A 24,928-nucleotide genomic window follows, 5' to 3' on the forward strand; every position below is an offset into this window, starting at 1 on the left:
CTTCGGATTTTCCTAATGGCCAAAATACATCGACATGATCTCGCCGTGGTCGAGGCTTTCGCCCGGCTTGATCTCGGTCGCAACGGCGCCATGGTTGACGAGGTAGAGTTGCTGCGTCAGCTCCAGCAGGAATTCGATGTCCTGCTCGACGACGATGAGCGGTACGCCGCCGTGCGAAATGTCCATCACGGAGGCGCAGAGCTCGTCCTTGATCTTGGGCGCCAGCCCCAGCGTCGGCTCGTCGAGGATCAGCAGGCGCGGATGGCTCATCAGCGCCGTGCCGATCGACACCATCTGGCGCTCGCCGCCCGACAGCGTGCGCACGCGCTGGCGCCAGCGTTCCGCCAGTTTCGGGAACAGCTTGACCACCTTTTCGCGGTTTTCCGCCTCATGCGGCCGGGCCCGCGGCGAATAGGCGCCGAGCGCCATGCAGTCGGCGATCGAGAGATCGGGAAACAGCCGGTTGCCTTGCGGCACATGGATCAGGCCGGCGCCGACGATGGCGCGTGCGCTGTGGCCGACAATGTCTTGCCCGTCGAACAGGATGCGGCCGCTCTTCGGCTGCAGAAGCCCGGAGATCGCACGCAGCAGCGTCGTCTTGCCATGGCCGTTGGGGCCGAACAGGCCGACATTGCCGAAGCGGCCGGCCTCCAGCGAGATGTCGTGCAGCACGGTGACGCGGCCATAGCCGGCGGTGACGCCTTCGACGCTGAGGAGGGGATTCACGCCGCCGACCTCCTCGTGCCGAGATAGGCCTCGATGACGTGCGGATCGGCGATCACGCCTGCCGGATCGCCGGCGGCCAGGACGCGGCCATTGTTGAGCACCAGCAGATGCTGCGAAAGGCTCATCAGGAAAGTCAGCACGTGCTCGATCAACAGGATGGTGATGCCGCGTTCGGCGGTGCGGCGGATCAGGCCGATCGACGTCTCGATCTCGGGTTTGGTCAGGCTCGATGCCGGCTCGTCGAGCAAGAGCATGCGTGGCTGCATGGCGATCGCCGTGGCAAGCATCAGGCATTTGCGCTCGAACACGGACAATTCGCCGGCAAGCCGGCCGAACGACTGGGATCCCAGGCCGACGAACTCCAGCGCCTCGGCGGCGGCATTGCGGGCCGTGGCCGCTGTCTTTTCCTGCTTGCCGTAGCTGGCGCCGATCAGCGCGTTCTCGAACACGGTCAGCCCGTCGAAGCTGGTCTCGCGCTGAAAGGTCCGGGCAAGGCCGAGGCGCGCGATGGCGTGTCCCGATTTGCCGTTTATGGCAATGCCGTCAAAGCGGATGTTGCCCCGGTCGGGCCCGAACGGGATGCCGGTGATGATGTTGAACAGGGTGCTCTTGCCGCTGCCGTTCGGGCCGGCGATGCCGAAGGTCTCGCCGGCCTCGACCTTGAACGACACGCCATCGACGGCCTTCAGCGAACCGAAGGCCTTCGACACGTCGTCCAGTTCAAGCAGGGCCATTCCCTACTTCATCCAGGGCTGGAGCTTGAAGGCGCCGGTGGCATATTTCTCCGGCGAGATCAGCGTGCGCTGGCCATCCCAGATCTGGAAGAAGGTGATCGGAATATAGTCGTCGCCCTGCGTGGCAAGGTGGGTGGCGGGATCGAATTTCAGCCGCCCTTCCGCGACCTGCTTGTCCGTCTCCGACAGCGCCTTCATGATCGCCGCATGGTCGGATGCGCCCCCGACCTTCTTGACCGCATCGAAATAGACATTGGTCATTTCGTAGAGGCCGACGCCGTAGGTGCCGCTCTCGACGCCGTATTTTGCCTTGAACTTGGCTGCCACCTCATCGGCGCGCGGGTTCTTCGGCGTCGTCAGCGCGCCGCCGAGCAGGTTGTAGATGACGCCATCCGATTTCTTGCCGGTCAGCTCGACGAATTCCGGAACGCTCGGCGCGTATTGCAGGAAGACGAGGCTCTTGGTCGGCTGCTCGAGGAACTGGTTGAGGAACGACGCCGAATTGCCCGGCAGATAGTCGGTGTTGATGACGACATCGGGAACGTTCTCGCGCACCTTGGCGAGGATCGAACGCCAGTCGGTCACTTCGCCGAAGGGTACGATCTCGTCGACGGTGATGGTCCAGCCCTTGTCCTTGAAGGTCTTCTTCATGCCTTCGGAGATGGTCTTCGAATAGGCGTTGTCGGACGAGATGATGGCGACCTTCTTGGTCGGCAGGGTGATCTTGCCGTCGGCCGCGAGCTTCTCGACGAACAGGGTGACGTCGGTGTTGTAGGCGTCGAAGGAAGGCGTCAGCGACCAGCAGCACATGTATTTGTCGGGGCTCGGCGCGATGATGTCCCTGGTCTGCTGCGAGGTGGCCGCCAGCATGTAGGGCATTTCCGCCTCGGCCATGTTGTCGATCTCGAAATTGGTCAGGCTGGCATAGCCGGTCAGCATGAAGTGCACGCCCGGATCGCCAAGCAGGCGTTCGACGGCGCTGGTGACGTTGCCGGCGGACTGATCCTTGACGTCGCCGACCACCAGTTCGAACGTATCTCCGGCAACGCCGCCGGCTGCGTTCGCTTCGTCGATGGCCATCTGCACGCCGCGCTGGAATTCCTGGCCGTCCGCCGCGGCAGGGCCGGTGAGCGGCGCAAGCAGGCCGATCTTGACGACGTCGGCAAAGGCGGGGGCGGCTGATGCGGCAAACATGCCGATCAACGTCGTGCTCATCAGCATATGGCGGATTCGACTTGCGGCGGATTTGGGCTTCATCGTGCTGTTCCCTGTTTTCCTCCCGTTCATCGGGAGTTGGATAATTGACAATCTACGCATAATTGTTCTTATTTGAAAAGGATTTTTCAACGCAACCTGGCCGGGAACAAGGTTCCCGCAAAGGTATGGAAGCCGTGGCGCTTTGCTGCGCAACTGCATTAAAACAGGGCAATTCCCGACGGAGCGGACAATGACGATCTCGCAGAAGACCCTTGAAACCAGCCACGGCAAGATCGCGGTGCGTGAGACCAGCGGCCAGGGAACCGCTGTCATGCTGATCCACGGCAATTCATCTTCCAGTGCCGTTTTCCGCAACCAGTTGGACGGCCCGTTGGGCGAGCAATATCACCTCATCGCTCCCGACCTGCCCGGCCATGGAGCGTCCGGCGATGCGATCGATCCAGAGCGTTCCTATAGCATGGAAGGTTATGCCGATGCCACGACCGAAGTGCTCGGGCTGCTCGGCATCGACAAGGCCATCGTCTTCGGCTGGTCGCTCGGCGGCCATATCGGGCTTGAGATGATCGACCGCTTTCCCGGCCTGCTTGGCTTGATGATCACCGGCACGCCGCCTGTCTCGCCCGAGCAGGTCGGCAGCGGATTCAAGCCGAGCCCGCATATGCATCTCGCCGGGCAGGAGACCTTCACCGGCGCCGACGTGGAGGCCTATGCGCGCAGCACTTGCGGCGAGCCGTTCGAGCCGTTTCTCATCGACACGGTGGCGCGCACCGATGGACGGGCGCGGCGCCTGATGTTCGAAAAGTTCGCGGCCGGCACCGGCCGGAACCAGCGCGAGATCGTGGCCGGCAAGACGCCGCCGATCGCCGTTCTGAACGGCATCGACGAGCCATTCGTCAACACCGATTTCGTCTCGGCTGTGAAATTCTCCAATCTATGGGAAGGCAAGGCGCATCTGCTCGACAAATCCGGCCACGCGCCGTTCTGGGATTCGCCGGATCGCTTCAATCCGGTCCTCGCCCGCTTCCTGGCAAGCGTCGACATAGCGTAGGTCCGTCGGAAACCGGCGCCACGGACCCGCCTTCGCGTTGGGTGGGTGACAATCACGCGCATCTGTCGTATATTGACATAAAGATATCCTTATGTGACATGAAAAGGCCTGTCGCCAAAGGGATAAAAAATGTCGCAGAATTCTGCCTCGCTGGACGCATTGTTCGGCCCCGTCGCGGCAAAACCGGACGGCTCGGAAGTGCTTGCCGCGCTGACAGCGGCGGCACGCGAGCGCATTCTCATCCTCGACGGCGCCATGGGCACGCAGATCCAGGGCCTCGGGTTTAACGAGGACCAATTCCGCGGCGAGGCTTTCGCCGGCTGCGCCTGCCATCAGCAGGGCAACAACGATCTCCTGATCCTGACCCAGCCCGGGGCGATCGAGGAGATCCATTATCAATACGCCATCGCAGGCGCCGACATCCTGGAGACCAATACTTTCTCCTCGACCTCGATCGCCCAGGCCGACTACGGCATGGAAGATGCCGTCTATGCGCTGAACCGCGATGGCGCGCGGCTGGTCAGGCGCGCCGCTGTTCGGGCCGAGCAGCAGGACGGCAAGCGAAGGTTTGTCGCCGGAGCGCTCGGGCCGACCAACCGCACCGCCTCGATGTCACCCGACGTCAACAATCCCGGCTATCGCGCCGTGACCTTCGACGATTTGCGCCTCGCCTATGGCGAGCAGCTGCGCGGGTTGATCGATGGCGGCGCCGACATCATCCTGATCGAGACCATCTTCGACACGCTGAACGCCAAGGCGGCGATCTTCGCGGCGGAAGAGATCTTCATCGAGAAGGGCGTGCGCCTGCCCGTGATGATTTCGGGCACCATCACGGACCTCTCCGGCCGCACGCTGTCGGGCCAGACGCCGACCGCCTTCTGGCATTCGGTGCGCCATGCCAACCCCTTCACCATCGGCCTCAACTGCGCGCTCGGCGCCAACGCCATGCGAGCGCATCTGGCCGAAATATCCGGTGTCGCCGACACCTTTGTCTGCGCTTATCCGAATGCCGGCCTGCCCAACGAATTCGGCCGGTATGACGAAAGCCCGGACTTCATGGCCGCCCAGATCGAGGATTTCGCGCGTGAGGGACTGGTCAATGTCGTCGGCGGCTGCTGCGGCTCGACGCCGGAGCACATCCGCGCCATCGCCGAGGCGGTGCGGAAGTATCCGCCGCGCGCCATTCCGGACATTGAGCCCAGGATGCGCCTGTCCGGGCTGGAGCCATTCACGCTCACCGACGAGATCCCCTTCGTCAATGTCGGCGAGCGAACCAATGTCACCGGCTCGGCCAAGTTCCGGAAACTGATCACGGCGGGCGACTATGTCGCCGCGCTCGACGTCGCCCGCGACCAGGTCGCCAACGGCGCGCAGATCATCGACATCAACATGGACGAGGGTCTGATCGATTCGAAGAAGGCCATGGTCGAATACCTCAACCTGATCGCCGCCGAGCCGGACATCGCCCGCGTTCCTGTCATGGTCGACAGTTCGAAATGGGAGATCATCGAAGCCGGCTTGAAATGCGTGCAGGGCAAGCCGCTGGTCAACTCCATCTCGATGAAGGAGGGCGAAGAAGCCTTCCTGCATCATGCCAGGCTGGTCCGCGCCTATGGCGCCGCCGTCGTCGTTATGGCCTTCGACGAGGACGGCCAGGCCGACACCAAGGCGCGCAAGGTCGAGATCTGCACCCGCGCCTACAAGCTCCTCACCGAGCAGGCCGGCTTCCCGCCCGAGGACATCGTCTTCGATCCCAATGTCTTCGCCATCGCCACCGGCATCGAGGAGCACGACAATTACGGCGTCGACTTCATCGAGGCGGCCGGCGAGATCACCGCCACGCTGCCGCATGTCCACATTTCCGGCGGCGTGTCGAACCTGTCTTTCTCGTTCCGTGGCAACGAGCCGGTGCGCGAGGCCATGCATGCCGTATTCCTTTACCATGCCATCCAGCGCGGCATGGACATGGGCATCGTCAATGCCGGCCAGCTCGCCGTCTACGATACGATCGAGCCTGATCTGCGCGAGGCCTGCGAGGATGTCGTGCTCAACCGCGCGCCCAAGGCCGGCGGCACCGCCACCGAACGCATGCTGGAGATCGCCGAACGCTTCAAGGGCACGGCCGGCAAGGAAGCGCAGGAGCGCGATCTCGTCTGGCGCGAATGGACTGTCGAACAGCGGATCAGCCATGCGCTGGTCAACGGCATCACCGAATTCATCGACGCCGACACCGAGGAAGCACGGCTTGCCGCCGAGCGGCCGCTGCATGTCATCGAAGGTCCGCTGATGGCCGGCATGAACGTCGTCGGCGATCTGTTCGGCGCGGGAAAGATGTTCCTGCCGCAAGTGGTGAAGTCGGCGCGGGTGATGAAGCAGGCGGTGGCTGGACTGCTGCCGCACATGGAAGCCGAGAAGCTGGCAAACGCCGCCAACGGCATCGACAATGGCGAACGCAAAACGGCCGGAAAAATCCTGATGGCGACGGTCAAGGGCGATGTCCATGACATCGGCAAGAACATCGTCGGCGTGGTTCTCGCCTGCAACAATTACGAGATCATCGATCTCGGCGTCATGGTGCCGGCGGCCAGGATCCTGCAGACGGCGCGCGAGCAAAATGTCGATATCATCGGCCTGTCCGGCCTGATTACGCCGTCGCTGGACGAGATGGCGCACATGGCCGCCGAGATGGAGCGTGAAGGCTTCGAAATTCCGCTGCTGATCGGCGGCGCGACGACCAGCCGCGTGCACACGGCGGTGAAGATCCACCCGCGCTACAGCAAGGGGCAGACGGTCTATGTCACCGACGCCAGCCGCGCGGTCGGCGTGGTCTCATCCTTGCTGTCCAACGAGAGCAAGGATGGCTTTGTCGATACGGTGCGCGCCGAATACAAGAAGGTCGCCGATGCGCATGCCCGCTCGGAAGCCGACAAGCAGCGTTTGCCGCTGGCCAAGGCGAGGGCCAATGCGCATCGGATAGACTGGTCTGAATATGAGCCGCCGAAGCCGTCCTTCACAGGCGTGAAGGTGTTCGAGAACTGGGACTTGACCGAGCTCGCGCGCTACATCGATTGGACGCCGTTCTTCCAGACCTGGGAGCTGAAGGGCCGCTATCCCAAAATACTCGAAGACGAGGCGCAAGGCGCCGCCGCGCGCCAGCTGTTCGAGGATGCGCAGGCGATGCTGAACAAGATCATCGCCGAGAAATGGTTCGCGCCGCGCGGCGTCATCGGCTTCTGGCCGGCCAACGCCGTCGGCGACGACATCAGGCTGTTTACGGACGAGAAGCGGTCGCAGGAACTGGCGACGTTCTTCACCTTGCGCCAGCAACTGACCAAGCGCGACGGCAAGGCCAATGTTGCCCTGTCGGATTTCGTCGCGCCGGCGGAGTGCGGCAAGGCCGATTACATCGGCGGCTTCATCGTCACCGCCGGCATCGAGGAGGTGGCGATCGCCGAACGCTTCGAACGCGCCAACGACGACTATTCCTCGATCATGGTCAAGGCGCTGGCCGACCGCTTCGCCGAAGCCTTTGCCGAGCGCATGCATGAGAAGGTGCGCAAGGAATTCTGGGGCTACGCGTCAGACGAATCGTTGGCGCCGGACGAGCTGATCGGCGAACCCTATCGCGGCATCCGACCGGCGCCCGGCTATCCGGCTCAGCCCGACCATACGGAGAAGGCGACTTTGTTCCGGCTGCTCGATGGCGAAGGCAATGCCGGCGTGAGACTGACCGAAAGCTATGCGATGTGGCCGGGTTCATCCGTCTCGGGGATCTATCTGGCGCATCCCGAAAGCTATTATTTCGGCGTCGCCAAGGTCGAACGCGACCAGGTCGAGGATTATGCGCGCCGCAAGGCGATGCCGTTGACCGAGGCCGAGCGCTGGCTTGGCCCCATCCTCAACTACGTGCCGGCACACTATGCCGAGGCGGCTGAATAGCCGATGCCGGCGCGCCTGACGGAAGCGACAGGCGAATGCCGATCGCTTCTCCAGTGTCATCCTGGCCCGCTTCGATTCCTGTGGGCTATTGCATGGCCGACGGGTTCATCCACAGCAGCTCCCAGACGTTGCCGTCCGGATCTTCGATGTGGCGGTTGAACATGAAACCAAGATCCTGCGCCGGGTTGGGATCGGCGCGACCGCCTGCCGCCACGCCCTTCTCGATTACGACATTGACCTCGTCCTTGCTGTCGACGGTGAGTGCGATCAACATCTGGCTGTCCCGCTTGGGGTCGCCGATCGGGCGCGCTGTGAACTGGCTGTAATGCTGGTGCGTCAGCAACATGACCCCGATCGAGTCTGAGAACATGATCGAGCTGGACTGGTCGCTCGAGAACTGCGGGTTCAGCGTGCCCCCGATCGCGAGATAGAACTTGGTCGCCGCCTGCAGATCGCGTACCGGTAGATTGAGGAAGATCATTTTGGTCATCGGTCTAAGCCTTGCTGCCGTTGATGGGTACTAGCCAGTCTAGTACTGTAACTATGGCTACCATGCGGGAACGGTACCGTCTAGTACCGGTTGAGAGGCGCTATGAAAATTGATGGTGAGACCAGGTCGGCTCGCAAGGATCGTGAAATCATTGAAGCGGCTACGGCCGCCTTCATCGCCAAGGGCTATGATGGAACCAGCATGGAAGAGATCGCCACCAAAGCAGGCGCATCCAAGCAGACTGTCTACAAGCATTTCACGGACAAGGAGACGCTTTTCGGCGAAGTCGTCGAGTCCACCGCCAGCCAGACCAACGATGTCGTCGAGTCCGTGACGATGCTGCTTTCCGAGGCGAAATTCATGGAGGGTGGGCTACAGCAGCTTGCCCGACGCATGACAACGACGCTGATGGACGAAGAGCTGCTGAAGCTGCGGCGTCTGATTATCGCCAACGCGGATCGGATGCCGCAGCTTGGCCGGAGCTGGTATGAAAAAGGTTTTGAACGCATGCTTGCCTCGGTGGCATCATGCTTTCAAAAGCTTACCAGTCGAGGCCTGTTGCAGACCAGCGATCCCCGTCTGGCGGCCAGCCATCTCTTCGGAATGCTTCTCTGGATCCCAATGAACGAAGCCATGTTCACCGGAAGCAACCCGCGTTCGAAGGCGGACCTCGAGCGGCACGCCGATGCTTCGGTCGAAGCATTCCTTGCCGCCTATGGGGCGCGGCCGAAATAGTCGCGCGCCGCTCCACCAGCGATGCTTATTGTGGTCGATTGTCCGTCCACGCCAGCGTCTTTTGCTTAAGGCCGGTGGCGGAGTCGGTTTAGGCACAGGATGCTCGCTTACGATCCAAGGCTGCGATAAACCCAGGGCAGCCGTCTTTGCAGCTGGAGCGTCAAATGACCGTACTCACCCGACGCGGGCTTTTGAAAACGGCAGCGATTGCCGGCGCAGGCGGGGTCGGGCTTTCGGCCATGGGCCGGCTTGGTGGCTGGGCCGCTGCCACGCCTGAGCCGGTGGTTTTGCAGACGGCAAAGATCCAGGCGAAGCTGATGGATATCGGCCAGACCAGGGATGTGCTGACCTATGGCAACGCCGGAATGCCGCCCGTGCTCAGAATGAAAAAAGGCCAGCCCTTCGCTGCACGCCTTGTCAACGCGATCGACGATCCGACGACGATCCACTGGCACGGTATTCGCGTTCCAAACAAGATGGACGGCGTGCCGTTCCTGGTCCAGCCCTACGTCTACACCGGCGATCATTTCGACTACGCCTTCACGCCGCCCGATGCCGGCACCTTCTGGTACCACCCGCATTGCAACACGCTGGAGCAGATGGGCCATGGCCTGACGGGCGTGATCGTGGTCGAAAACCCAAGCGATCCGAAATTCGACGCCGAAATCGTCCTCAATTTGCGCGACTGGCGCCTCGGCGACGACGGTCAGTTCATCGACCAGTTCCGGCCGCGCGATGCCGCAAGAACCGGCACTTACGGCACGGTGCGCACCGCAAACTGGCTCGACCAGCCGCAATATGACACGCCGGCCGGAGGGCTGGTGCGGCTCAGGGTCGCCATCACCGACGTGACGCGCATCTACGCTTTTCGCGTCGACGGTGCGGAGGCGAGTGTCATGGCGCTCGACGGCAATCCGGTGCCTGAGCGTTTTTCGCCCGATGCCTTGCTGCTTGGACCCGGCCAGCGCATGGAGCTGGCCATACGCATGCCCGACGAGGAAGGCGCGATCGTCAGCTTGAGGGACGTCAGAGGCACCAAGCCAAAAATCCTGGCAACCCTGCGCGCGACAGGAAACTCCCTCAAACGGGACATTCGCGATGTTGCTCCACTGGAGCTCAATCCGGTGGCGGAAGTGGATCTCGCCAGTGCCAGGCATATTTCCCTGGCGCTCAGCGCCACGGCGGAAAATGTCCCGAGCGATGGCATCTGCGGCTCGCTGGGCTACAGTTTCTGGGCCATCAACAAAGTGCCGTGGCCCGGCGACACCAAGGATCCGACCGCGCCGCTGGCCGAATTGAAGCTTGGCCAAAGCTACGTCATCGACATGGAGAACCTGACGCCGCAATCCCATCCGATGCATCTGCACGGCATGAGCTTCAAGGTGCTGTCGTCCTCGACGCGCCAGGTTCAGCCTGTCATTTCCGACACCTATCTCATCCAGCCCAACGAGAAGGTTCAGCTCGGTTTCGTCGCCGACAATCCCGGCGACTGGCTGCTGCACTGCCACATCATCGAGCACCAGAAATCGGGAATGACGAGCTACGTCAGGGTGGTGTGAAGCCGCGTCAGCCTGCGCGTGGCGTCTGGACCGTCACTTGCGCAATTGAGCCTCGATCTCGTCGAGCACTTTGTCCTTGCCGATGCCGGTGAGGAAGGCAAGGCCCTTGATGACCGGCTTGGTCACCGAAGCGGAGATCGGGGTGGTTGCGACGATGAAGTCGACATTGTCGGCCAGTCCGGGCACTTCGGTGGCCTTTGCCTGCTGGGCATTGAAGGTGAGGCCACGTTTCTTCATTTCCTCGGTGACGGCGACATTGACCGCGGTCGAGGTGGCGATGCCCGTGCCGCAGGCGAAGAGAATGGTTTTCTGTCTGGACATCTCTGCTTCTCTCCTTGGTTATCAGCCGAGTACGGCTCGCACGTCTTCGAGGGTTCTGGCCGACCTCAAATCATCCAAGGCTTGCGGGTTCTGGATGGTGGCCATGACGGCCTGCAGCGCCTCAATCTGCTTGTCCTTGTCGTTGATGGCAAGCAGGAAAACGAAGCCGACCGGCAGCATCTCGTCGGGATCCTCCATGTTGGCGAAGGTCACCGGTTGCTTCAATGTGCCCATCGCGATGCCAGGCTTCAGCACATGCTCCGGATCGGTGTGCGGCACCGCGACATTGTCGGAGCGTTCCAGCGGCAGTCCTGTCGGGATGGTCAATTCGCGGCGCACGACCGCGTCGGCATAGGAGCTTTTGACATAGCCAAGTGTCTCCAGCCGGCCCGCCAGGATGCGGATGATCTCCTCATTGGTCGAGGCATCGGATCCGAGCACGATCGCGTCGGGATCCAGAAGCTGCATGAGGCCGTCGGACATTCTTTGCTCCGTCGATGAAATCGTGCGCCCCGAGGAGGGCGCACGATCGGGCTCCGTCGATGAAATCGGGCGCCCGAGGAGGGCGCACGATCGGTTTGAAGGGTGGACCCTATCAGGTTCAGGCCGTCTCTTCGGCCGGCTCGTCCTCGGCGCCCGCAGCCCGCTCCCAGCCGAGCGGATTGCGGCGGTAGAGGACAAACAATGCCGCGATGACCACCGCGATCACGATGATGCCGACAAGTCCAAGCCCCTGGATCGCCTCGATGACCACGTAAGGCACCCACAGGAAGCCGTCGACCACCGAGGTGATCTGCAGCGCATCCGCCGGCAGCTTGAAGCCCGATGCGACGGCAGCACTTGTGAACAGCGGCGCCAGCGCGTTGGCGACGTAGAAGCCGATGGCCAGCGTCACCGTGCCGATCACCACCATGCGGAACACGTTGCCTTTGACCAGCGGCGCGGTCATGGCGACGATGAAGGGAATGACCGCAAGGTCGGCGAACAGGATGACGCGGTTGCCCGGCAGGATGATGGACAGGATGATCGCGATCGGCACCAGGATCAGCGACGACGAGATCGCGGCCGGATGGCCGATCAGGATCGCGGAATCGAGGCCAACAAGAAGCTCGCGATCGCCCGTGCGCTTGCGCACGAATGCCTGGGCTGCGTCGGAAACCGGCAGCAGGCCTTCCATCAGGATCTTGACCATGCGCGGCAGCAGCAGCATCACCGCGGCCAGCGTCATGCCGGTGCCCAGAACCTTGGCCAGCACCACGCTGAGATCACCCGCATTGTAGAAGGCGATCGCACCAAGCACGAGGCCGATAATGAGGCCCATCACGACAGGTTCGCCGAACACGCCGAACCTGCGCTCGATCGTATCGGTGTTGATGTTGATGCGGTTGATCCCGGGAATGCGGTCCATGATCCAGTTGAGCACAATGGCGATCGGCAGGATCTGCGCCGAGGCGAGATGCGGCACGGAGATGCCGGGCACGCCGTAGAACTGCTGCACCGCGCGCGCCGACCAGTCGGCGAACAACAGCGAGAGTGCTGCGACAAGTGCTGCGACCGCGATGCCATAGGCCAGGTTGTCGGTTGCGGCGACGACCAGCGAGCCGACAAAGGCGAAGTGCCAGAAGTTCCAGACGTCGACATTGAGCGTGCGCGTCATGCGTGTCAGCAACAGCACGATGTTGACGAGGATGCCGACCGGAATGACCCAAAGGCCGACCGATGAGCCGAAGGCGATCGCGGCCGCGGAGGGCCAGCCGACATCGATGATGTCGCGATGGATGCCGGTGTTGGTGACGATGGCCTTGGCGACGTCGCCAATCGACGTGAACATGAGGCCAAGCACCAGATTGATGCCGATGAAGGCGACGCCGATGGTGACGGCGGCGCGAAAAGCCTTGCTGACCTTGGCGCCCAGAACCACGGCGATGACGAAAATGACAATTGGCAGCAGGATCGTCGGGCCAAGCGTATCGATGGCCCCTTTTAGGCCCGCGAGAACAGTATCCATTTTTCCTCCCCTGGAGCCGCGAGCCTTCGCTCGACGCCTCGCAATGATGCTCCATCCAGCCTTTGACGCCGTGGCGCAAAGACACTCCCCAATTTGCCCAGAGGCGAATGCTTCCCGACTGTCGCGTCGGTGAACATTTGCCTTTGTTGACAAACGAATGTTTTATTGGGGTTGTCCGCTGCAATGTCAATTGGTTGGGCTTCGGCGAATCGAGCCCCGGCGGACGTGCCTTCCGAGACGATTTCGTGGGAAATTGCCGGTCGCGACCGGGTTTCGTTGGCAAATAGAACCCATTCCCTGCTATCCGACCCCAAATCACGAAGCTGTGGACATTCCTGCATGACCAACGTCGCCCTGACCGGGCTTGCCCGTGATCTCGCCAAGCGTGCCGCCGAGAACCGCCCGGTGCGCATCGGTGTCATCGGTTCGGGCGAAATGGGCACCGATCTGGTCACGCAGGGCATGCTGATGCCGGGCATTTCGGTCTGCGCCGTCTCGACGCGCCGCCCGCACACCGCGCGCGACGCTATCCGCATCGCCTATGGCGACGAAGCCATGGCGGTCGAAGCCGACACCGCCTCGAAAGTCACCGCGGCAATCGAGGCGGGAAAAATCGCCGTCACATCCAACGAGATGCTGGTCACCAATCCGCTGATCGACGTCGTCATCGACGCCACCGGCAAGCCGGGCGTCGCCGCCGATTTCGACCTCATGGCGATGGAGCACGGCAAGCATCTGGTGATGATGAACGTCGAGGCCGACGTCACCATCGGCTGCTATCTCAAGCAGCAGGCCGACCGGCTTGGCGTCGTCTATTCGGTGGGTGCGGGCGACGAGCCGTCGAGCTGCATGGAACTGATCGAGTTTGCGTCGGCGCTCGGGCTGACCATCGTGTCGGCCGGCAAGGGCAAGAACAACCCGCTCAACCACGATGCCGTACCGGACGATTATCGCGCCGAAGCGATCCGCCGCAACATGAACCCGCGCATGCTGGTCGAGTTCGTCGACGGCTCCAAGACCATGGTCGAGATGTGCGCCATCGCCAACGCCACCGGGCTGGTGCCGGACGTCCCCGGCATGCACGGCCCCAAGGCCGATCGCGACGACCTCGCCAAGGTGCTCATCCCGCGCGAGGATGGCGGTCTGCTCACGAAGAAAGGCGTCGTCGACTACACGGTCGGCAAGGGCGTCGCGCCCGGCGTCTTCGTCATCGTCGAGGCGACGCATCCGCGCATCATCGAGCGCATGGACGATCTACATATCGGCCACGGCCCCTATTACAGCCTGTTCCGGCCTTATCATCTGACGTCGCTGGAAGTGCCGCTGACCGCAGCCCGCATCGTGCTTTTCGGCAAGCCCGACATGGTGCCGTTGCCGCGGCCCGTGGCCGAAGTCTGCGCCGTTGCCAAGCGCGACCTAGTCGCCGGCGAGACCTTCGATGCGATCGGCGAGACTTGTTACCGCTCCTGGACGATGACCGTCGGCGAAGCCCGCGCCCAGCGCGCCGTGCCGGTCGGCCTGCTCGAGGGCGGCAAGGTGCTGAAACCGGTCACGAAAGGCGAATTGCTGACGGCGGATAATGCGTCGCCCGACCAGACGACGAGGCTGTTCGCCTTGCGCCGGCTGCAGGATGAGATGCTGTACGGGACAAGCTGAGGATTTATCTCCCCAGTTCGACCGACCGCAGCCGCGCAGCCTCCACCGCTTGCGTCAGCAGATTGGTCAGCCGGTCCTCGCCCATCAGAACGGCCAGCGCCGCGGCCGTCGTGCCGTTGGGGCTGGTGACCTGCTGGCGCAGCACGCCCGGTTCCTCGCCGCTTTCGGCGGCGAGCGAGGCGGCGCCATAGACGGTCTGCATGGCGAGCAGCTTGGCGGTCGCCGTCGGCAGACCGGCCTTCTCGGCGGCAACCGTCAGCGCTTCGATGAAATGGAAGATATAGGCCGGTCCCGATCCGGACACGGCGGTCACCGCATCCATCAGGCCCTCATCGTCGATGGTGGCCACTTCGCCGCTCGCCGACAAAAGGTCGGCGACGAAACGCTTGGTGTCATCGGACACGAGCTTGTTGGAGAACACCACCATCATGCCCTTGCCGATCGCCGCGGGCGTGTTGGGCATGCAGCGCACGATCGGCGCGCGATTGCCGAGAATTTCCTCGAAGGTGGCGGCAGGCGTGCCGGCGGCGATGCTGACGAAGGTGGTGCGGCCGTCGCCGAAGCGCTTGTAACCAGCGGTGACGTCGCGGATCACCTGCGGCTTCACCGCGATGACGACGAGATCGGGCAGGGCATCGGCCGGTATGCTACCGGCATCGGCTGATGTCGCGCAGCCCAGCGTTGCCGCGCGATTGCGCAGATCGGCATTGGGCTCGACCACGAAAACCGCCGACGGCGCGAGCTTGCCGGATTTCAGCCAGCCCGAGAGCATGGCGTAGCCCATATTGCCGCAGCCGGCGAGAACAAGCCTGATCGTCATCGAAAGCCCTCCAAAGGAAGGCCTTCACATAGACGCTGGCGCTTCCCTGGGGAAGCCCCATCAGGATCGCGAGCCGCGATCGGGATCGCGCACCGCGATTGGCCGCAGCGACACTTGCCTGAGGCCGAGCACGCCGAGCACGAAGAACAGCCAGACCGGGTCGCCGCGATGGAAGAAGAAGCTTTCGAGGAAAGCGTTAAGCGCCGTGAACAGCACCACCATCATGAAGAAGTCGCCGAGAAAGATGTTTTCCCTGCGCAACGGAATGCGCATGTAGTCGCGCAGCGGCGCGATGAGGAAGGTGTAGACCGCCACGCATAGTGCCGGAATGCCCATCAGCACGGCGATGTCGAGATAGCCGTCATGGCCGTGCACGATGGTTCTGATGTCCCACGGCCGGTCGAAGGGCTGGTCCTGGTTGAGCAAGAGCGGCGTGCCCCAGAAGCTCTCATAGCCGTAGCCGGTCCATGGCTTCTTCGCCAGCATGCTGCCGGCGAACTCCCACAGCGTCGTGCGGCCGGTATAGGTCATGCCGGGGAAATAGATCGCCGCCAGATGTTTCACAGGCGGCAGGAAGACGATGCCCAGCGTGCCGACAGCCGTGGCGATGATGGCCAGCGCAAACAGGATCGGCGTGCCGAGCCGCATGCCTATCAGGCTCGGGAACATGACGATCAGGATCGAGAACGGCACCAGGCCGGCTGTCGTCTTGGAGCCGGTGTGCAGCATGAAGATCATCGCCGCGAAGAAGATCCCGGCGCCCCAGTAGCGCTGCCCGCGCCGGTAGAGATAGAGGCCTGCGAAGCTGAGGCAGGCCATGACCGGCCCGGCAATGTTCTTGTGGGTGAACACGCCGCGCCACAGTCCGGCATGTTCGGGCTCCTGCGAGTCGGCTGTGTGCATCGCCTCGTGCGGAAACACGATGAGGCCGAGATAGGAAAGGCCCATGACCACGACGGCGGTGAAGATGATCACCTTCGAGAAGGCTTCGGCGTCGCGCGGCAGCACCAGGATCGTCGCCATCGTCAGGATGCCGATCAGCGTGAAGGAGGCGGCGCGCATGGCCGAAGGCGGATCGGTCGACAGGATCACCGAGAGGAAAAAGAAGCCCAGCATCAACACCCAGGATGGGCTCAGCAGCGAGCGCACCACGCGCGGATCGGCAAAGGCCATCAGCGAGAAGATCGACATGGCGCCGAGCGAACCGAAGCCAAGCTGGTTGACGATGTCGCCGCCTTGACCGGTGAGTTCGGCGCCGCCCGGCTGGAACGGCCGGAACGACACCATGATGACGGTGAACAGCAGCGCGGCAATGGCGGTGGCCACGCCTTCGCGCGTGAACGCGTCGCTGAGCGGCGCGCGCTCAGTTTTTCTCAGGCTGGCGGTATTGCTCATTGGCATATCCGAATTCGGCCAGCACGCGGCCCAGCGCCACATGGACGGGGTAAATGGCGATCGCCGGCGATCGGGTCCGCGCCAGCCGGATCAGGCCGCGAAACGGCGAGGCGGCAAGCAGTGCCAGGCTCTTCAGCAACACTTTGGCGCCGGCCATTGGCGTGCCGGCGCGCTTCTTCTTTTCGACCAGTGTCGAGATGACGCCGTTGCGCAGGCTGCGGGCGCGGATCCAGTCGGCTTCGATACGCCGCGCCGGAACGGTTTCCAGCACCTTGGCCTCGGCGCACCAGCCCAGCACAAAGCCCTTTTGCACCGACCGGCTGAGAAAGTCGGAATCGCCGCCGCCCATGAAATTGAATCTGAGATCGAGAAAGGGCGGACCCATGGCGATCAGCACGTTGCGCCCGACCAGAAGATTGCCCGACGAATAGAGCGCCGGCACGCGTCCGGTTTCCCGGTAAGGCGGCGCGAACACCGGATGCTCTGCCCATCGCGCATGGGCGGGGTCGGCAAACACGGGCACCTGCGGGCCGCCGACAATGTCGGCGCCGAGCGTTTCGGCAGCCAGGCACATCCGTTCCAGCCACTGCGGATCGGCGATCTCGTCGTCGTCGATGACCAGCAGATGCCTGAAGTTCGGGAATTGCAGGATGGCTGTCTGCCAGCCGGCATTGTAGGCGCTGCAATTGCCGCGCTCATGCGCGATGATCACCAGGCCCGGCATTTCGCCCCGCTCGAACAGCGGCAGCGCCGCCTTGGCGCCGGCCCGCGCCTCGGCTTCGTTCTCCATGACGATCACGGCAAAGCGTCTGCCGGTTTGCTGCGCGCGCAGCGACGCCAGCGTTTCCAGCACCTGCTCGGGACGCTTGAAGGTCGGCAAGGTGACGACGGCTTCGACGGCCTCGACGTCAAGCCGCGGCGTGCGTCCCGCGACCGATACCGAACCGTCCGATGGCAAAGGGATCATCCGTGTCCAGCCACATGGTGAGTTGGGCTCTGGTAGCACCACGGTTGATAAGGTTTCGTTAATCACCTTGTACGGAGAAGCCCGCCAGGCAGCGGCTTTCGGCCGTCGAATGTGCAGGCTTAATCAAGGGTTCACCGCACTTTGCTACCGGCTACACCACTGGATAGGTAAGATGCATCTGCTGTTCGCCACATCGATCGTGCCCGACGGCGCTCTCGCCTCGGGCTACGAGATCGCCAACGCTGCGATCATCGCTGCCTTGCGGCGCGCTGGCGCGCGCGTCACCGTCATCGGCTTTACCTGGCCGGGAAAACCCGCGGACGACCCCGAAAACACCGTGGTGCTGGGTGCGATCGACGTGCGCACGGAAAATGCCTCCGCGCGGCAAAAGCTGGCCTGGGTCGGCAAGGCGCTGCTTTCGGGCCTCACCTTCGCGTCGGTCAAGCTGCGCGCCGTGTCCGACAGCGATGTTCTCGCTGCCATTGAGCGTGCCGGACCGTTTGACGGCTATGTCTTGAATTCCGTGCAGTTCGCCGGCGCCTTCGAAAAGCTGTTCGCTGAGCGGCCTTCGATCTTCGTTGCCCACAATGTCGAGCATCTTTCGGCGCGGGAGAATGCCGCTGCCGCCGACGGTCTCTTCCAGCGCCTGCTGTTTCGCCGCGAGGCGAGGCTGCTCAAGACCGTCGAAGAGCGTCTCTGCCGCCGGGCGCGCTTCGTCTTCACCCTGGCCGAGGAAGACCGCGCCGCACTCGGTGTCGCCTCCGACAACCGCTCGGCGGTGCTGCCGCTGGTGACCGGTGCCCAGGCGCCAACCCTGAAAAGCCCGCGCCGCACCAATTGCGACGCCGCCCTGATCGGCACCTGGACCTGGCAGCCGAACCGCATCGGCCTCGATTGGTTCCTGGGCAAGGTCGTGCCGCATCTGCGGCCCGATTTCCGCATCCGCATTGCGGGCCACATGCCTTCGGGCGTCGCGTCGAAGCACCCGGGTGTCGAATTTGTCGGCCGCGTGCCCGACGCGCAAGCTTTCGTGCGCGGTGCTGCCGTCATCCCGCTGATCAGCACCGCCGGCAGCGGCGTCCAGTTGAAGACAATCGAAACCTTCGAGCTCGGCCTGCCTTCGGTCGCCACCAGCCGTTCGCTGCGCGGCATCGACCACCGTCCGGCCAATTGCGTCGTCACCGACGATCCCGTTGCCTTCGCCAGGGCTCTCGAGGCTGCAGCGGCCGACATCCGCGACGTTGACGGCAGCGCGTTCCGGGGCTCGCAGGTCAAGGCGCTCGACGCTGCCATCCGGCTCGGCCTCGAAAAGCTCGCACCTCTCAGGCAGGAGGCGTTTGCATGAACATGCATTCCGCCCGCGCCGCGTTCGGGCTCGACACGCTGAAGACGATCCTTGGCATCCCGGTGGTTGCGGTCCGCTGGAACGATGCCATCGCCCTGCTGAACCGGTTGATTGCCGAGCGGCGCTTCACCAAGGTCAGTTTCCTCAACGCCCACAACGCCAACATCGCCTATACCGACCCGGTGTTCGCCGAAGCACTCGATGATTTCCTCATCCTGCCCGACGGCATCGGCATCGATCTGGCGGCGAGGCTCCTCTACGGGGCGCCGTTTCCCGACAATCTCAATGGTACCGATTTCGTCCCGGCCTTCCTGCAGGCCTCGACGACGCCGCTGACCGTCGGGCTGCTCGGCGCGACGCGCGTCAACGCAGAAGCGGCGTCGGTCAAGCTGGCGGCACTGGCCGTGCAGCACCGGTTCGTGGTGATCCATGACGGCTATTTCCCCCCTTCGCAGGAGCAGGAAATCGTCGACCGGATTGCCGCGCTTCGGCCCGACGTGCTGCTCGTGGCCATGGGCGTGCCGCGCCAGGAATTGTGGATCGAACGCCATATCGACGCGCGCCATTGCACGCTGCCGATCGCCGTCGGCGCGTTGCTTGATTTCCTGAGCGGCGCGGTGCCCCGCGCGCCCTTGTGGATGCGCCGGCTGCGGCTCGAATGGCTGTTCCGGTTGGCTGTCGAGCCGGGCCGCCTGTGGCGCCGCTATGTGGTCGGCAACCCGCTGTTCCTGCTGCGCGTCGTCAGGCAGAAATTCTCGCTTGCGCCCGAAGCCGCGGGAGATATCAAATGAACAGCAGGTTCGTGCCAGGTGCCGCTGTCGAGCCAAGCCCGCTTCGGCAGACACCGACGGCGGCAATCGTGACGGCAAGCTATGCGCCCGATTTCGAGCGCTGTCGCCTGCTGTGCGAGACACTTGATCGCCACGTTTCCGGCGCGGCGCACCATTACATCCTGGTCGAGCATCGCGATGTCAGTCTGTTTCGCCAATTGGAGACCGGCCGCCGCACGGTGGTCGACGAGCGGGAATTGCTGCCGCGCTGGCTGCACGCCTTCGACGACCCGCTCAGCCTGTTTCGCCGGCGCGTCTGGCTCAGCCTGAAGACGCAGCCGCTGCGCGGCTGGCATGTGCAGCAGTTGCGCCGCATCGCCATCTCGGCGCATGCATCTCAAGACGTGCTCATCTTCTGTGATTCCGATGTTGCGTTCCTGAAACCTTTCGACTGCAGCGCCTTCTGGCGCGACGGCAAGGTGCGCCTGTTCCGCCGCGACGCTGTGCTGGCGGACGAAGGTCATGAGGAGCATCGCATCTGGTCGCGCAATGCGGGATCGGCACTCGGCATCGACCCGTCCCGGACGTCGATCCATGACTACATCTCGACGCTGATCGCCTGGCGGCGCGACACCGTGCTGGCCATGTGCGGCGAGATCGAGAAGGTCCATGGCCGCAACTGGGTCGAGGTCGTCGGTTCGGCGCGCAAATTCTCCGAATGCATGATCTACGGCCGCTATGTCGACGATCTGCTGGACGGAGCCGGCCACTTCCACGGTTCCGAAGAGTTCTGCCGCGTGCACTGGACCGGCGAAGCGCTTTCGGATGACGAGTTCCGCCGCTTCGTTGCCGCCATGGCGCCGGAGCAGGTGGCGATCGGCATGCAATCCTTCATCGGCACCGATATCGGCCGCATCCGCCGTCTGATTGGGCTGGATTAGATCATCCCGAAAAGCGGAAACCGGTTTTCTCGGACAACGATTTCCGTTTGTCCAGAAGTCATGTACAAATGAGAAAGTCCTAGACGGGTTTGGCCGGCCTGCGCATCGCCGAATAGGTGAGCAGCGTCGAGGCGAGATACAGAAGCAGGAAGACGACATTGAGCGACAGCACCAGCTTCGGCGTGTCGAGGATGGTCGTCAGCACATAAGTCAGCAACAGCGCCTTCAATCCGGCGAGCAGGCCGAGATTGAGCGCCCGCACCAGCGTTTGGCCGCGTGCGAACAAAAGCTCGGCCTGGTATTCGACCAGATTGCGCAATCCCGGCACGCAGATTGCCAGCACCACCAGCGGGGCGGCCTCGGCGACATTCTTGCCGAGCGCATTGGGGAAGAAATGCAGCACGATGCCGAGCGTCAAGAGCGCCAGCGTCGACACCGCGAAAACGCCGCCTTCGATGCCGCTCTTGACCGCCAGCCGTGACAACAGTTCCGGCGCGCGCATCATGCGCTGCACCAGCATCATCGAGAAGGTGCGGATCGGAATGGCCGTCAGGTCTACCAGCCGCATGATGATGGCGTAGATGCCGGCCAGATGCGGGCCGCCGATCGCCAGCACCAGCAGCTTGTCGAACTCCATCTGCAGGTAGAACAGCACTTCGGCGCCGGCCACATAGATGGAATCGGCCAATCGCCGAAGATACAGCTCGACGCGCAGCCGCAGCCTCTGGCGCGGGTAGAAGAAGCCGAAGGCAATCAGCAGCGAGGCGGCATTGGCGCCGATATAGAACCAGGACCATATCCAGACGCTGTGTTGCGCTGAGAACATGAACAGCACCGCGCCGAGCGCCCGCAGCGCGGTCGCCAGGATGGCCAGCAGCGCGGCACGGCCGAACTTGCCCAGGCCGTTGTTGACGATCAGCGCCACCTCCACCGGCCGCCACAACAGCGCCTCGGCAAAGACGATTGCGGCAAACACCGACAGCGGCACGGTGTCGGCGAAGAAAAGCAGATAGACGCCGAACGAGGCCACGGCCAGCAGCGGCAGCGACAGCACGCCGAGCAGCAGGAAGCCGGCGGAAAAGGTGCCGATCAGATTGGGGCGGATGGTGGCGGTGCGGTAAAGCGCCGAGATGAACCCGAAGGCGAGGATGCGCGACAGCATGACGCCGGCCGCCGACGCCGTGGCGAACATGCCGAATTCGGATATCGACAGCGTGTTGGCCAGCGCGATGAAATAGGCCAGCGAAAACACCAGTCGCCCACCGGCACCGCTGATCGCTGAGAAATAGTCGCGAAGCAGCCCCCGTCGTTCGGCCAAAAAGCTGCCGATCCGGGCGAGGGGCCGCCTTTGCGGTATGTCACTGGCCTGCGTCATGTCTCAAGGAGAGCCTAGGCCGGAAAACTTAACGTGCCGTTCTGGCGGCTGGGCTTGTGTCGAAAATAGATGCAACCGAAACGAGAAACCGACGCTTCGGCGCGGGAAAATTAACCTTTTGTTTTCCATGCCTGTTTAGCGTGGCTTAACGAATGGCCAATCTCCGTTCGCAGGTCGCCAAGGGTAAAGTTCCAGACGATGGTCGACAGGGAAAACCGCGAAGACTGGAAGCGCGAGCGCTCGTTGCTGGCGCTGGGCCAGGCTGTGCGTGGCGACGAACCCGACGCGTCGCTGGTCTCGATCGGCGACCGGGCAGACCCGTCATGGCGCGAGGACGCCGCCACGCGTCATCGCCTCGCCCGCTCGCAGCGCGAGGCGCGCAACCCGAAACTGTCGGGGGATCCGGTCGCGGCCGACGGGGATCATGAGCAAGCTTACCGCGCGCAAACCACGCCACGGACACAGCCCGGTGCCGCCGAAACCGCTGGCGCACGTCGCGCCGATCATACATCGGAACCTTACGCTGCAGGCGACGCGTCGTTATCCCGAAACGACGGCACGGACAGCCAGCAGTGGAAGCCGCTGATCGATCCGATGCAGGTCGTGCGCGGTGTCGGCAAGTCGAAGCTGCTGATCGTGACGACGACACTGCTGGGCGCCGCGCTCGGCATCACCATCGCGCTGTCGACGCCGAAGAAATATGAGGCCACCACCGAACTGATCGTCGACCCGCGCGACCTGAAGCTCACCGACCGCGATCTCACCCAGTCGGTCGTCGCTTCCGACGCCACGCTGGCCATCGTCGAGAACCAGGTCCGGGTGCTGACATCAGGCACTGTTCTCAACAAGGTCGTCGACAAGCTCAATCTGGTCAACGACCCGGAATTCAATGGGCAAGGCGGCGGCCTCAGTGTCATGTCGCTCATTCGCTCCATCCTGTCCCGCAATGATGGGCCGGGGGGTGTCGACGACAACCGTCGCCGCGCGCTTGCTGTCGGCAATCTGGCTGAGAGCCTTTCGGTCGAGCGCGGCGGCAAGACCTTCGTCATCACCGTCAGCGCCACCACGCAGAATGGCGAAAAATCGGCCCTCATCGCCAACACGATGACGGATGTCTTCCTGCAGACTTTCGGCCAGATACAGTCGGACACCGCAGGCCGCGCCACCGACGAACTGACGGCCAGGCTTGACGAGTTGCGCAAGGGCGTCGAGGCAGCCGAGCGCAAGGTCGAGGATTTCAGGGCCACGCACGATCTCGTTGACGCGCAGGGCCATCTCATCAGCGACGACGAGATGCTGAAACTCAACGAGCAGCTGTCGGTCGCGCGCGCCCGGACCCTGGAACTCAACGCCCGGGCGGCCTCGGCGCGTTCGGTCGACGTCAATTCGGTTCTCACCGGTACCTTGCCGGAGGAGATCAACTCCAACACGATGAGCGATCTGCGTTCGCAATATGCGTCGCTCAAGCAGGAAGCTGACCGCGCCGCCATCCGGCTCGGCCCGCGTCACCCCGAACTCCAGGCGATCAATGCCCAGATTGCCGGCGCACGCGACCGCATCGCCTCGGAGCTGCGCCGCATCGGCTCGTCGCTGCAGGTCGACCTCAAGCGCGCCGTCCAGCTCGAACAGGATCTTGCCTCTCGCCTGGCGCAGCTGAAGGTCCGCAGCGGCGACGTCAACAGCGACCTCGTGTCGATGCGCGAACTGGAGCGCGAGGCGACCGCCAAGCGTTCCGTCTACGAACAGTACCTGCTGCGCGCCAAGGAGACCGGCGAGCAGAAGGACATCAACACCGCCAACATCAATGTGATCTCGAAGGCCTTCGCGCCGCTTGAGCCGAACGGGCCGTCGCGGGTCGTGGTCGCGCTCGCCGGCCTGTTGCTGGGTTTCGCCTCCGGCATTGGCCTCGGAGCCATGCGTGGCGCCTATGAGAGCCTGCGTGACACCGCCAATTCGCGCTCGCGTCGCGACCATGGCGCGGACGAACGCCGGACGCCTTACGAAGACAAGGCATATCGGGCAGCGCCGCCGCCGGCGCCGCCATTACCACCAGCGCCGCAGCCATCGACACCCCCGCCTGCATCACCACCGCCGGCCGCGCCACCGCCTGTCCAGCAAGCCGAGGTCTCGCCGGCCGAAGGTCCCGGCCGGATCGGTGCCTTGCTGTCGAGGCTGCACAAGTCCGTCTCGCGCAGGCCATCCCGGGAGGAGCCGTTCGATACCATCGAATGGGCCTCTGCCGAAAACGGGGAGCCAACGCAGGATCCGCAATACCGCGCCTATCCCCGGCCGGCGCCGGCCTTCGAGCCCCGGCAGGCGGTCGCGACAGCATATCCGGCACCACCTTTCCAGCCCGGCGGCCATCCGCAGCAGACGGCGCAGCCGCCACTGCCGCCTCCCATGATGACGCAGCGGCCATATTCCGGGCCGCAGCTCTATCCCTACGCGCAGCCATTGGGCTACGCGCAGCAGCCGGGCTATCCCTATCCGCAATCGATGCCGGCCGCCAATGCCGGGCAGCAGCCCGATCCGGCTCAGCCCGCTTCCGAGTCCTATCCACAGCCGCCCGTCGCGCAGCAGCAGGCGCCTCAGCCTCATCAGCGATCGGCGGAGCCGTCGCGGGCCGTGGAGGATGCCGAGCAGCAAGCGCCAATCGAGGAAATCCGCGCCAGCCTGCGCGAATTCCGCGAAGCGGTTCGCGAACTGACCGAGAGCCGCACGCGCCGCCGCTACTTCTGAGCCACAAAAATCTGCGCGGTGCCGTACAAAAACATGCCGGTTTCGCGTAAACGGCATGGGACGGCGCTTTGGCGGGATTGCATGTTGGATTTTTCGTGAAGATGCCACGCTGTGAAAGATCGAAAAGCGGGTCGCTTCCGGA

20 protein-coding genes are annotated in these 24,928 nt (G+C 63.5%); 9 read left to right on the top strand and 11 right to left on the bottom strand.

From position 1 onward, the window contains the following. Positions 1 to 12: 12 nt before the first annotated feature. From LB519_RS03395 to LB519_RS03405, 3 genes are read right to left on the bottom strand one after another with little or no spacing between them, the layout of a single operon-like run. The gene (locus tag LB519_RS03395) at positions 13 to 726 is read right to left on the bottom strand and encodes an ABC transporter ATP-binding protein (protein ID WP_063172841.1); all 714 of its coding nucleotides are present in this window, start codon (positions 724 to 726) and stop codon (positions 13 to 15) included. Then, positions 723 to 1,460, bottom strand: a complete 738-nt coding sequence (locus LB519_RS03400) for an ABC transporter ATP-binding protein (RefSeq protein WP_224618682.1) — start codon at positions 1,458 to 1,460, stop codon at positions 723 to 725. The genes LB519_RS03395 and LB519_RS03400 overlap by 4 nt, the downstream gene beginning before the upstream one ends. 3 nt (positions 1,461 to 1,463) lie before the next feature. Then, positions 1,464 to 2,717 (bottom strand): ABC transporter substrate-binding protein, encoded by a 1,254-nt coding sequence (locus LB519_RS03405; RefSeq protein WP_063172840.1) that lies wholly within the window; start codon positions 2,715 to 2,717, stop codon positions 1,464 to 1,466. Between the two features lie 190 nt (positions 2,718 to 2,907). Between LB519_RS03405 and LB519_RS03410 the strand changes: the two genes are divergently transcribed. Next, positions 2,908 to 3,726, top strand: coding sequence for an alpha/beta fold hydrolase (locus LB519_RS03410; protein ID WP_224618683.1), 819 nt, complete (start codon positions 2,908 to 2,910; stop codon positions 3,724 to 3,726). 129 nt (positions 3,727 to 3,855) lie between these two features. Beyond that, entirely contained in the window at positions 3,856 to 7,665 is a 3,810-nt protein-coding gene (metH, locus tag LB519_RS03415) for a methionine synthase (RefSeq protein WP_224618685.1), read from the top strand. A gap of 85 nt (positions 7,666 to 7,750) precedes the next feature. Here the strand turns inward: metH and LB519_RS03420 are convergent, their stop codons facing one another. After that, positions 7,751 to 8,155 carry a VOC family protein gene (locus LB519_RS03420; protein ID WP_013530216.1) on the bottom strand — a complete coding sequence of 135 codons (405 nt, stop codon included), beginning with the start codon at positions 8,153 to 8,155 and terminating at the stop codon, positions 7,751 to 7,753. A 102-nt stretch (positions 8,156 to 8,257) separates the two neighbouring features. On the opposite strand from LB519_RS03420, the gene LB519_RS03425 reads away from it, so the two are divergent. Next, complete coding sequence (locus LB519_RS03425; RefSeq protein ID WP_024504795.1) at positions 8,258 to 8,890, top strand: TetR/AcrR family transcriptional regulator; 633 nt, start codon at positions 8,258 to 8,260, stop codon at positions 8,888 to 8,890. Between the two features lie 164 nt (positions 8,891 to 9,054). Further along, entirely contained in the window at positions 9,055 to 10,449 is a 1,395-nt protein-coding gene (locus LB519_RS03430; protein ID WP_224618687.1) for a multicopper oxidase family protein, read from the top strand. Positions 10,450 to 10,482: 33 nt separating this feature from the next. On the opposite strand, the gene LB519_RS03435 is transcribed toward LB519_RS03430, so the two are convergent. From LB519_RS03435 to LB519_RS03445, 3 genes are all read right to left on the bottom strand, one after another. After that, on the bottom strand, positions 10,483 to 10,770 hold the full coding sequence (locus LB519_RS03435) for a PTS sugar transporter subunit IIB (protein WP_023809203.1): 288 nt from the start codon (positions 10,768 to 10,770) through the stop codon (positions 10,483 to 10,485). A gap of 21 nt (positions 10,771 to 10,791) precedes the next feature. Next, a complete protein-coding gene (locus tag LB519_RS03440; protein ID WP_063170054.1) occupies positions 10,792 to 11,253 on the bottom strand; it encodes a PTS sugar transporter subunit IIA in 462 nt (153 codons plus the stop codon). 118 nt (positions 11,254 to 11,371) lie between these two features. Then, positions 11,372 to 12,778 (bottom strand): PTS galactitol transporter subunit IIC, encoded by a 1,407-nt coding sequence (locus LB519_RS03445; RefSeq protein WP_013530221.1) that lies wholly within the window; start codon positions 12,776 to 12,778, stop codon positions 11,372 to 11,374. A 339-nt stretch (positions 12,779 to 13,117) separates the two neighbouring features. Here LB519_RS03445 and LB519_RS03450 point away from each other — a divergent pair, with 339 nt between their 5' ends. After that, positions 13,118 to 14,434 carry an NAD(P)H-dependent oxidoreductase gene (locus LB519_RS03450; RefSeq protein ID WP_224618689.1) on the top strand — a complete coding sequence of 439 codons (1,317 nt, stop codon included), beginning with the start codon at positions 13,118 to 13,120 and terminating at the stop codon, positions 14,432 to 14,434. A gap of 4 nt (positions 14,435 to 14,438) precedes the next feature. On the opposite strand, the gene proC is transcribed toward LB519_RS03450, so the two are convergent. The 3 genes from proC to LB519_RS03465 are packed head-to-tail and all read right to left on the bottom strand — an operon-like array spanning position 14,439 to position 17,616. Then, on the bottom strand, positions 14,439 to 15,254 hold the full coding sequence (gene proC / locus LB519_RS03455; RefSeq protein ID WP_224618690.1) for a pyrroline-5-carboxylate reductase: 816 nt from the start codon (positions 15,252 to 15,254) through the stop codon (positions 14,439 to 14,441). A 60-nt stretch (positions 15,255 to 15,314) separates the two neighbouring features. Beyond that, on the bottom strand, positions 15,315 to 16,649 hold the full coding sequence (locus tag LB519_RS03460; RefSeq protein WP_224618691.1) for an O-antigen ligase family protein: 1,335 nt from the start codon (positions 16,647 to 16,649) through the stop codon (positions 15,315 to 15,317). Beyond that, positions 16,618 to 17,616 carry a glycosyltransferase family 2 protein gene (locus tag LB519_RS03465; protein WP_224618692.1) on the bottom strand — a complete coding sequence of 333 codons (999 nt, stop codon included), beginning with the start codon at positions 17,614 to 17,616 and terminating at the stop codon, positions 16,618 to 16,620. The genes LB519_RS03460 and LB519_RS03465 overlap by 32 nt, the downstream gene beginning before the upstream one ends. 172 nt (positions 17,617 to 17,788) lie before the next feature. Between LB519_RS03465 and LB519_RS03470 the strand changes: the two genes are divergently transcribed. The 3 genes from LB519_RS03470 to LB519_RS03480 are packed head-to-tail and all read left to right on the top strand — an operon-like array spanning position 17,789 to position 20,672. After that, complete coding sequence (locus tag LB519_RS03470; RefSeq protein WP_224618693.1) at positions 17,789 to 18,961, top strand: glycosyltransferase family 4 protein; 1,173 nt, start codon at positions 17,789 to 17,791, stop codon at positions 18,959 to 18,961. After that, positions 18,958 to 19,752: a WecB/TagA/CpsF family glycosyltransferase gene (locus LB519_RS03475; RefSeq protein ID WP_024504805.1), complete on the top strand. Its 795-nt coding sequence runs from the start codon at positions 18,958 to 18,960 to the stop codon at positions 19,750 to 19,752. The genes LB519_RS03470 and LB519_RS03475 overlap by 4 nt, the downstream gene beginning before the upstream one ends. Then, the gene (locus LB519_RS03480) at positions 19,749 to 20,672 is read left to right on the top strand and encodes a DUF6492 family protein (RefSeq protein ID WP_224618694.1); all 924 of its coding nucleotides are present in this window, start codon (positions 19,749 to 19,751) and stop codon (positions 20,670 to 20,672) included. Before LB519_RS03475 ends, LB519_RS03480 begins: the two co-directional genes overlap by 4 nt. Before the next feature lie 79 nt (positions 20,673 to 20,751). Here LB519_RS03480 and LB519_RS03485 read toward each other — a convergent pair whose 3' ends face one another. Further along, complete coding sequence (locus LB519_RS03485) at positions 20,752 to 22,047, bottom strand: lipopolysaccharide biosynthesis protein (protein ID WP_224618697.1); 1,296 nt, start codon at positions 22,045 to 22,047, stop codon at positions 20,752 to 20,754. A 198-nt stretch (positions 22,048 to 22,245) separates the two neighbouring features. Between LB519_RS03485 and LB519_RS03490 the strand changes: the two genes are divergently transcribed. Beyond that, positions 22,246 to 24,786 carry a Wzz/FepE/Etk N-terminal domain-containing protein gene (locus LB519_RS03490; RefSeq protein ID WP_224618699.1) on the top strand — a complete coding sequence of 847 codons (2,541 nt, stop codon included), beginning with the start codon at positions 22,246 to 22,248 and terminating at the stop codon, positions 24,784 to 24,786. The last annotated feature ends 142 nt before the right edge of the window (positions 24,787 to 24,928 follow it).

Source organism: Mesorhizobium sp. AD1-1 (assembly GCF_020164655.1).
In the GTDB taxonomy this organism is placed as follows: domain Bacteria; phylum Pseudomonadota; class Alphaproteobacteria; order Rhizobiales; family Rhizobiaceae; genus Mesorhizobium; species Mesorhizobium ciceri.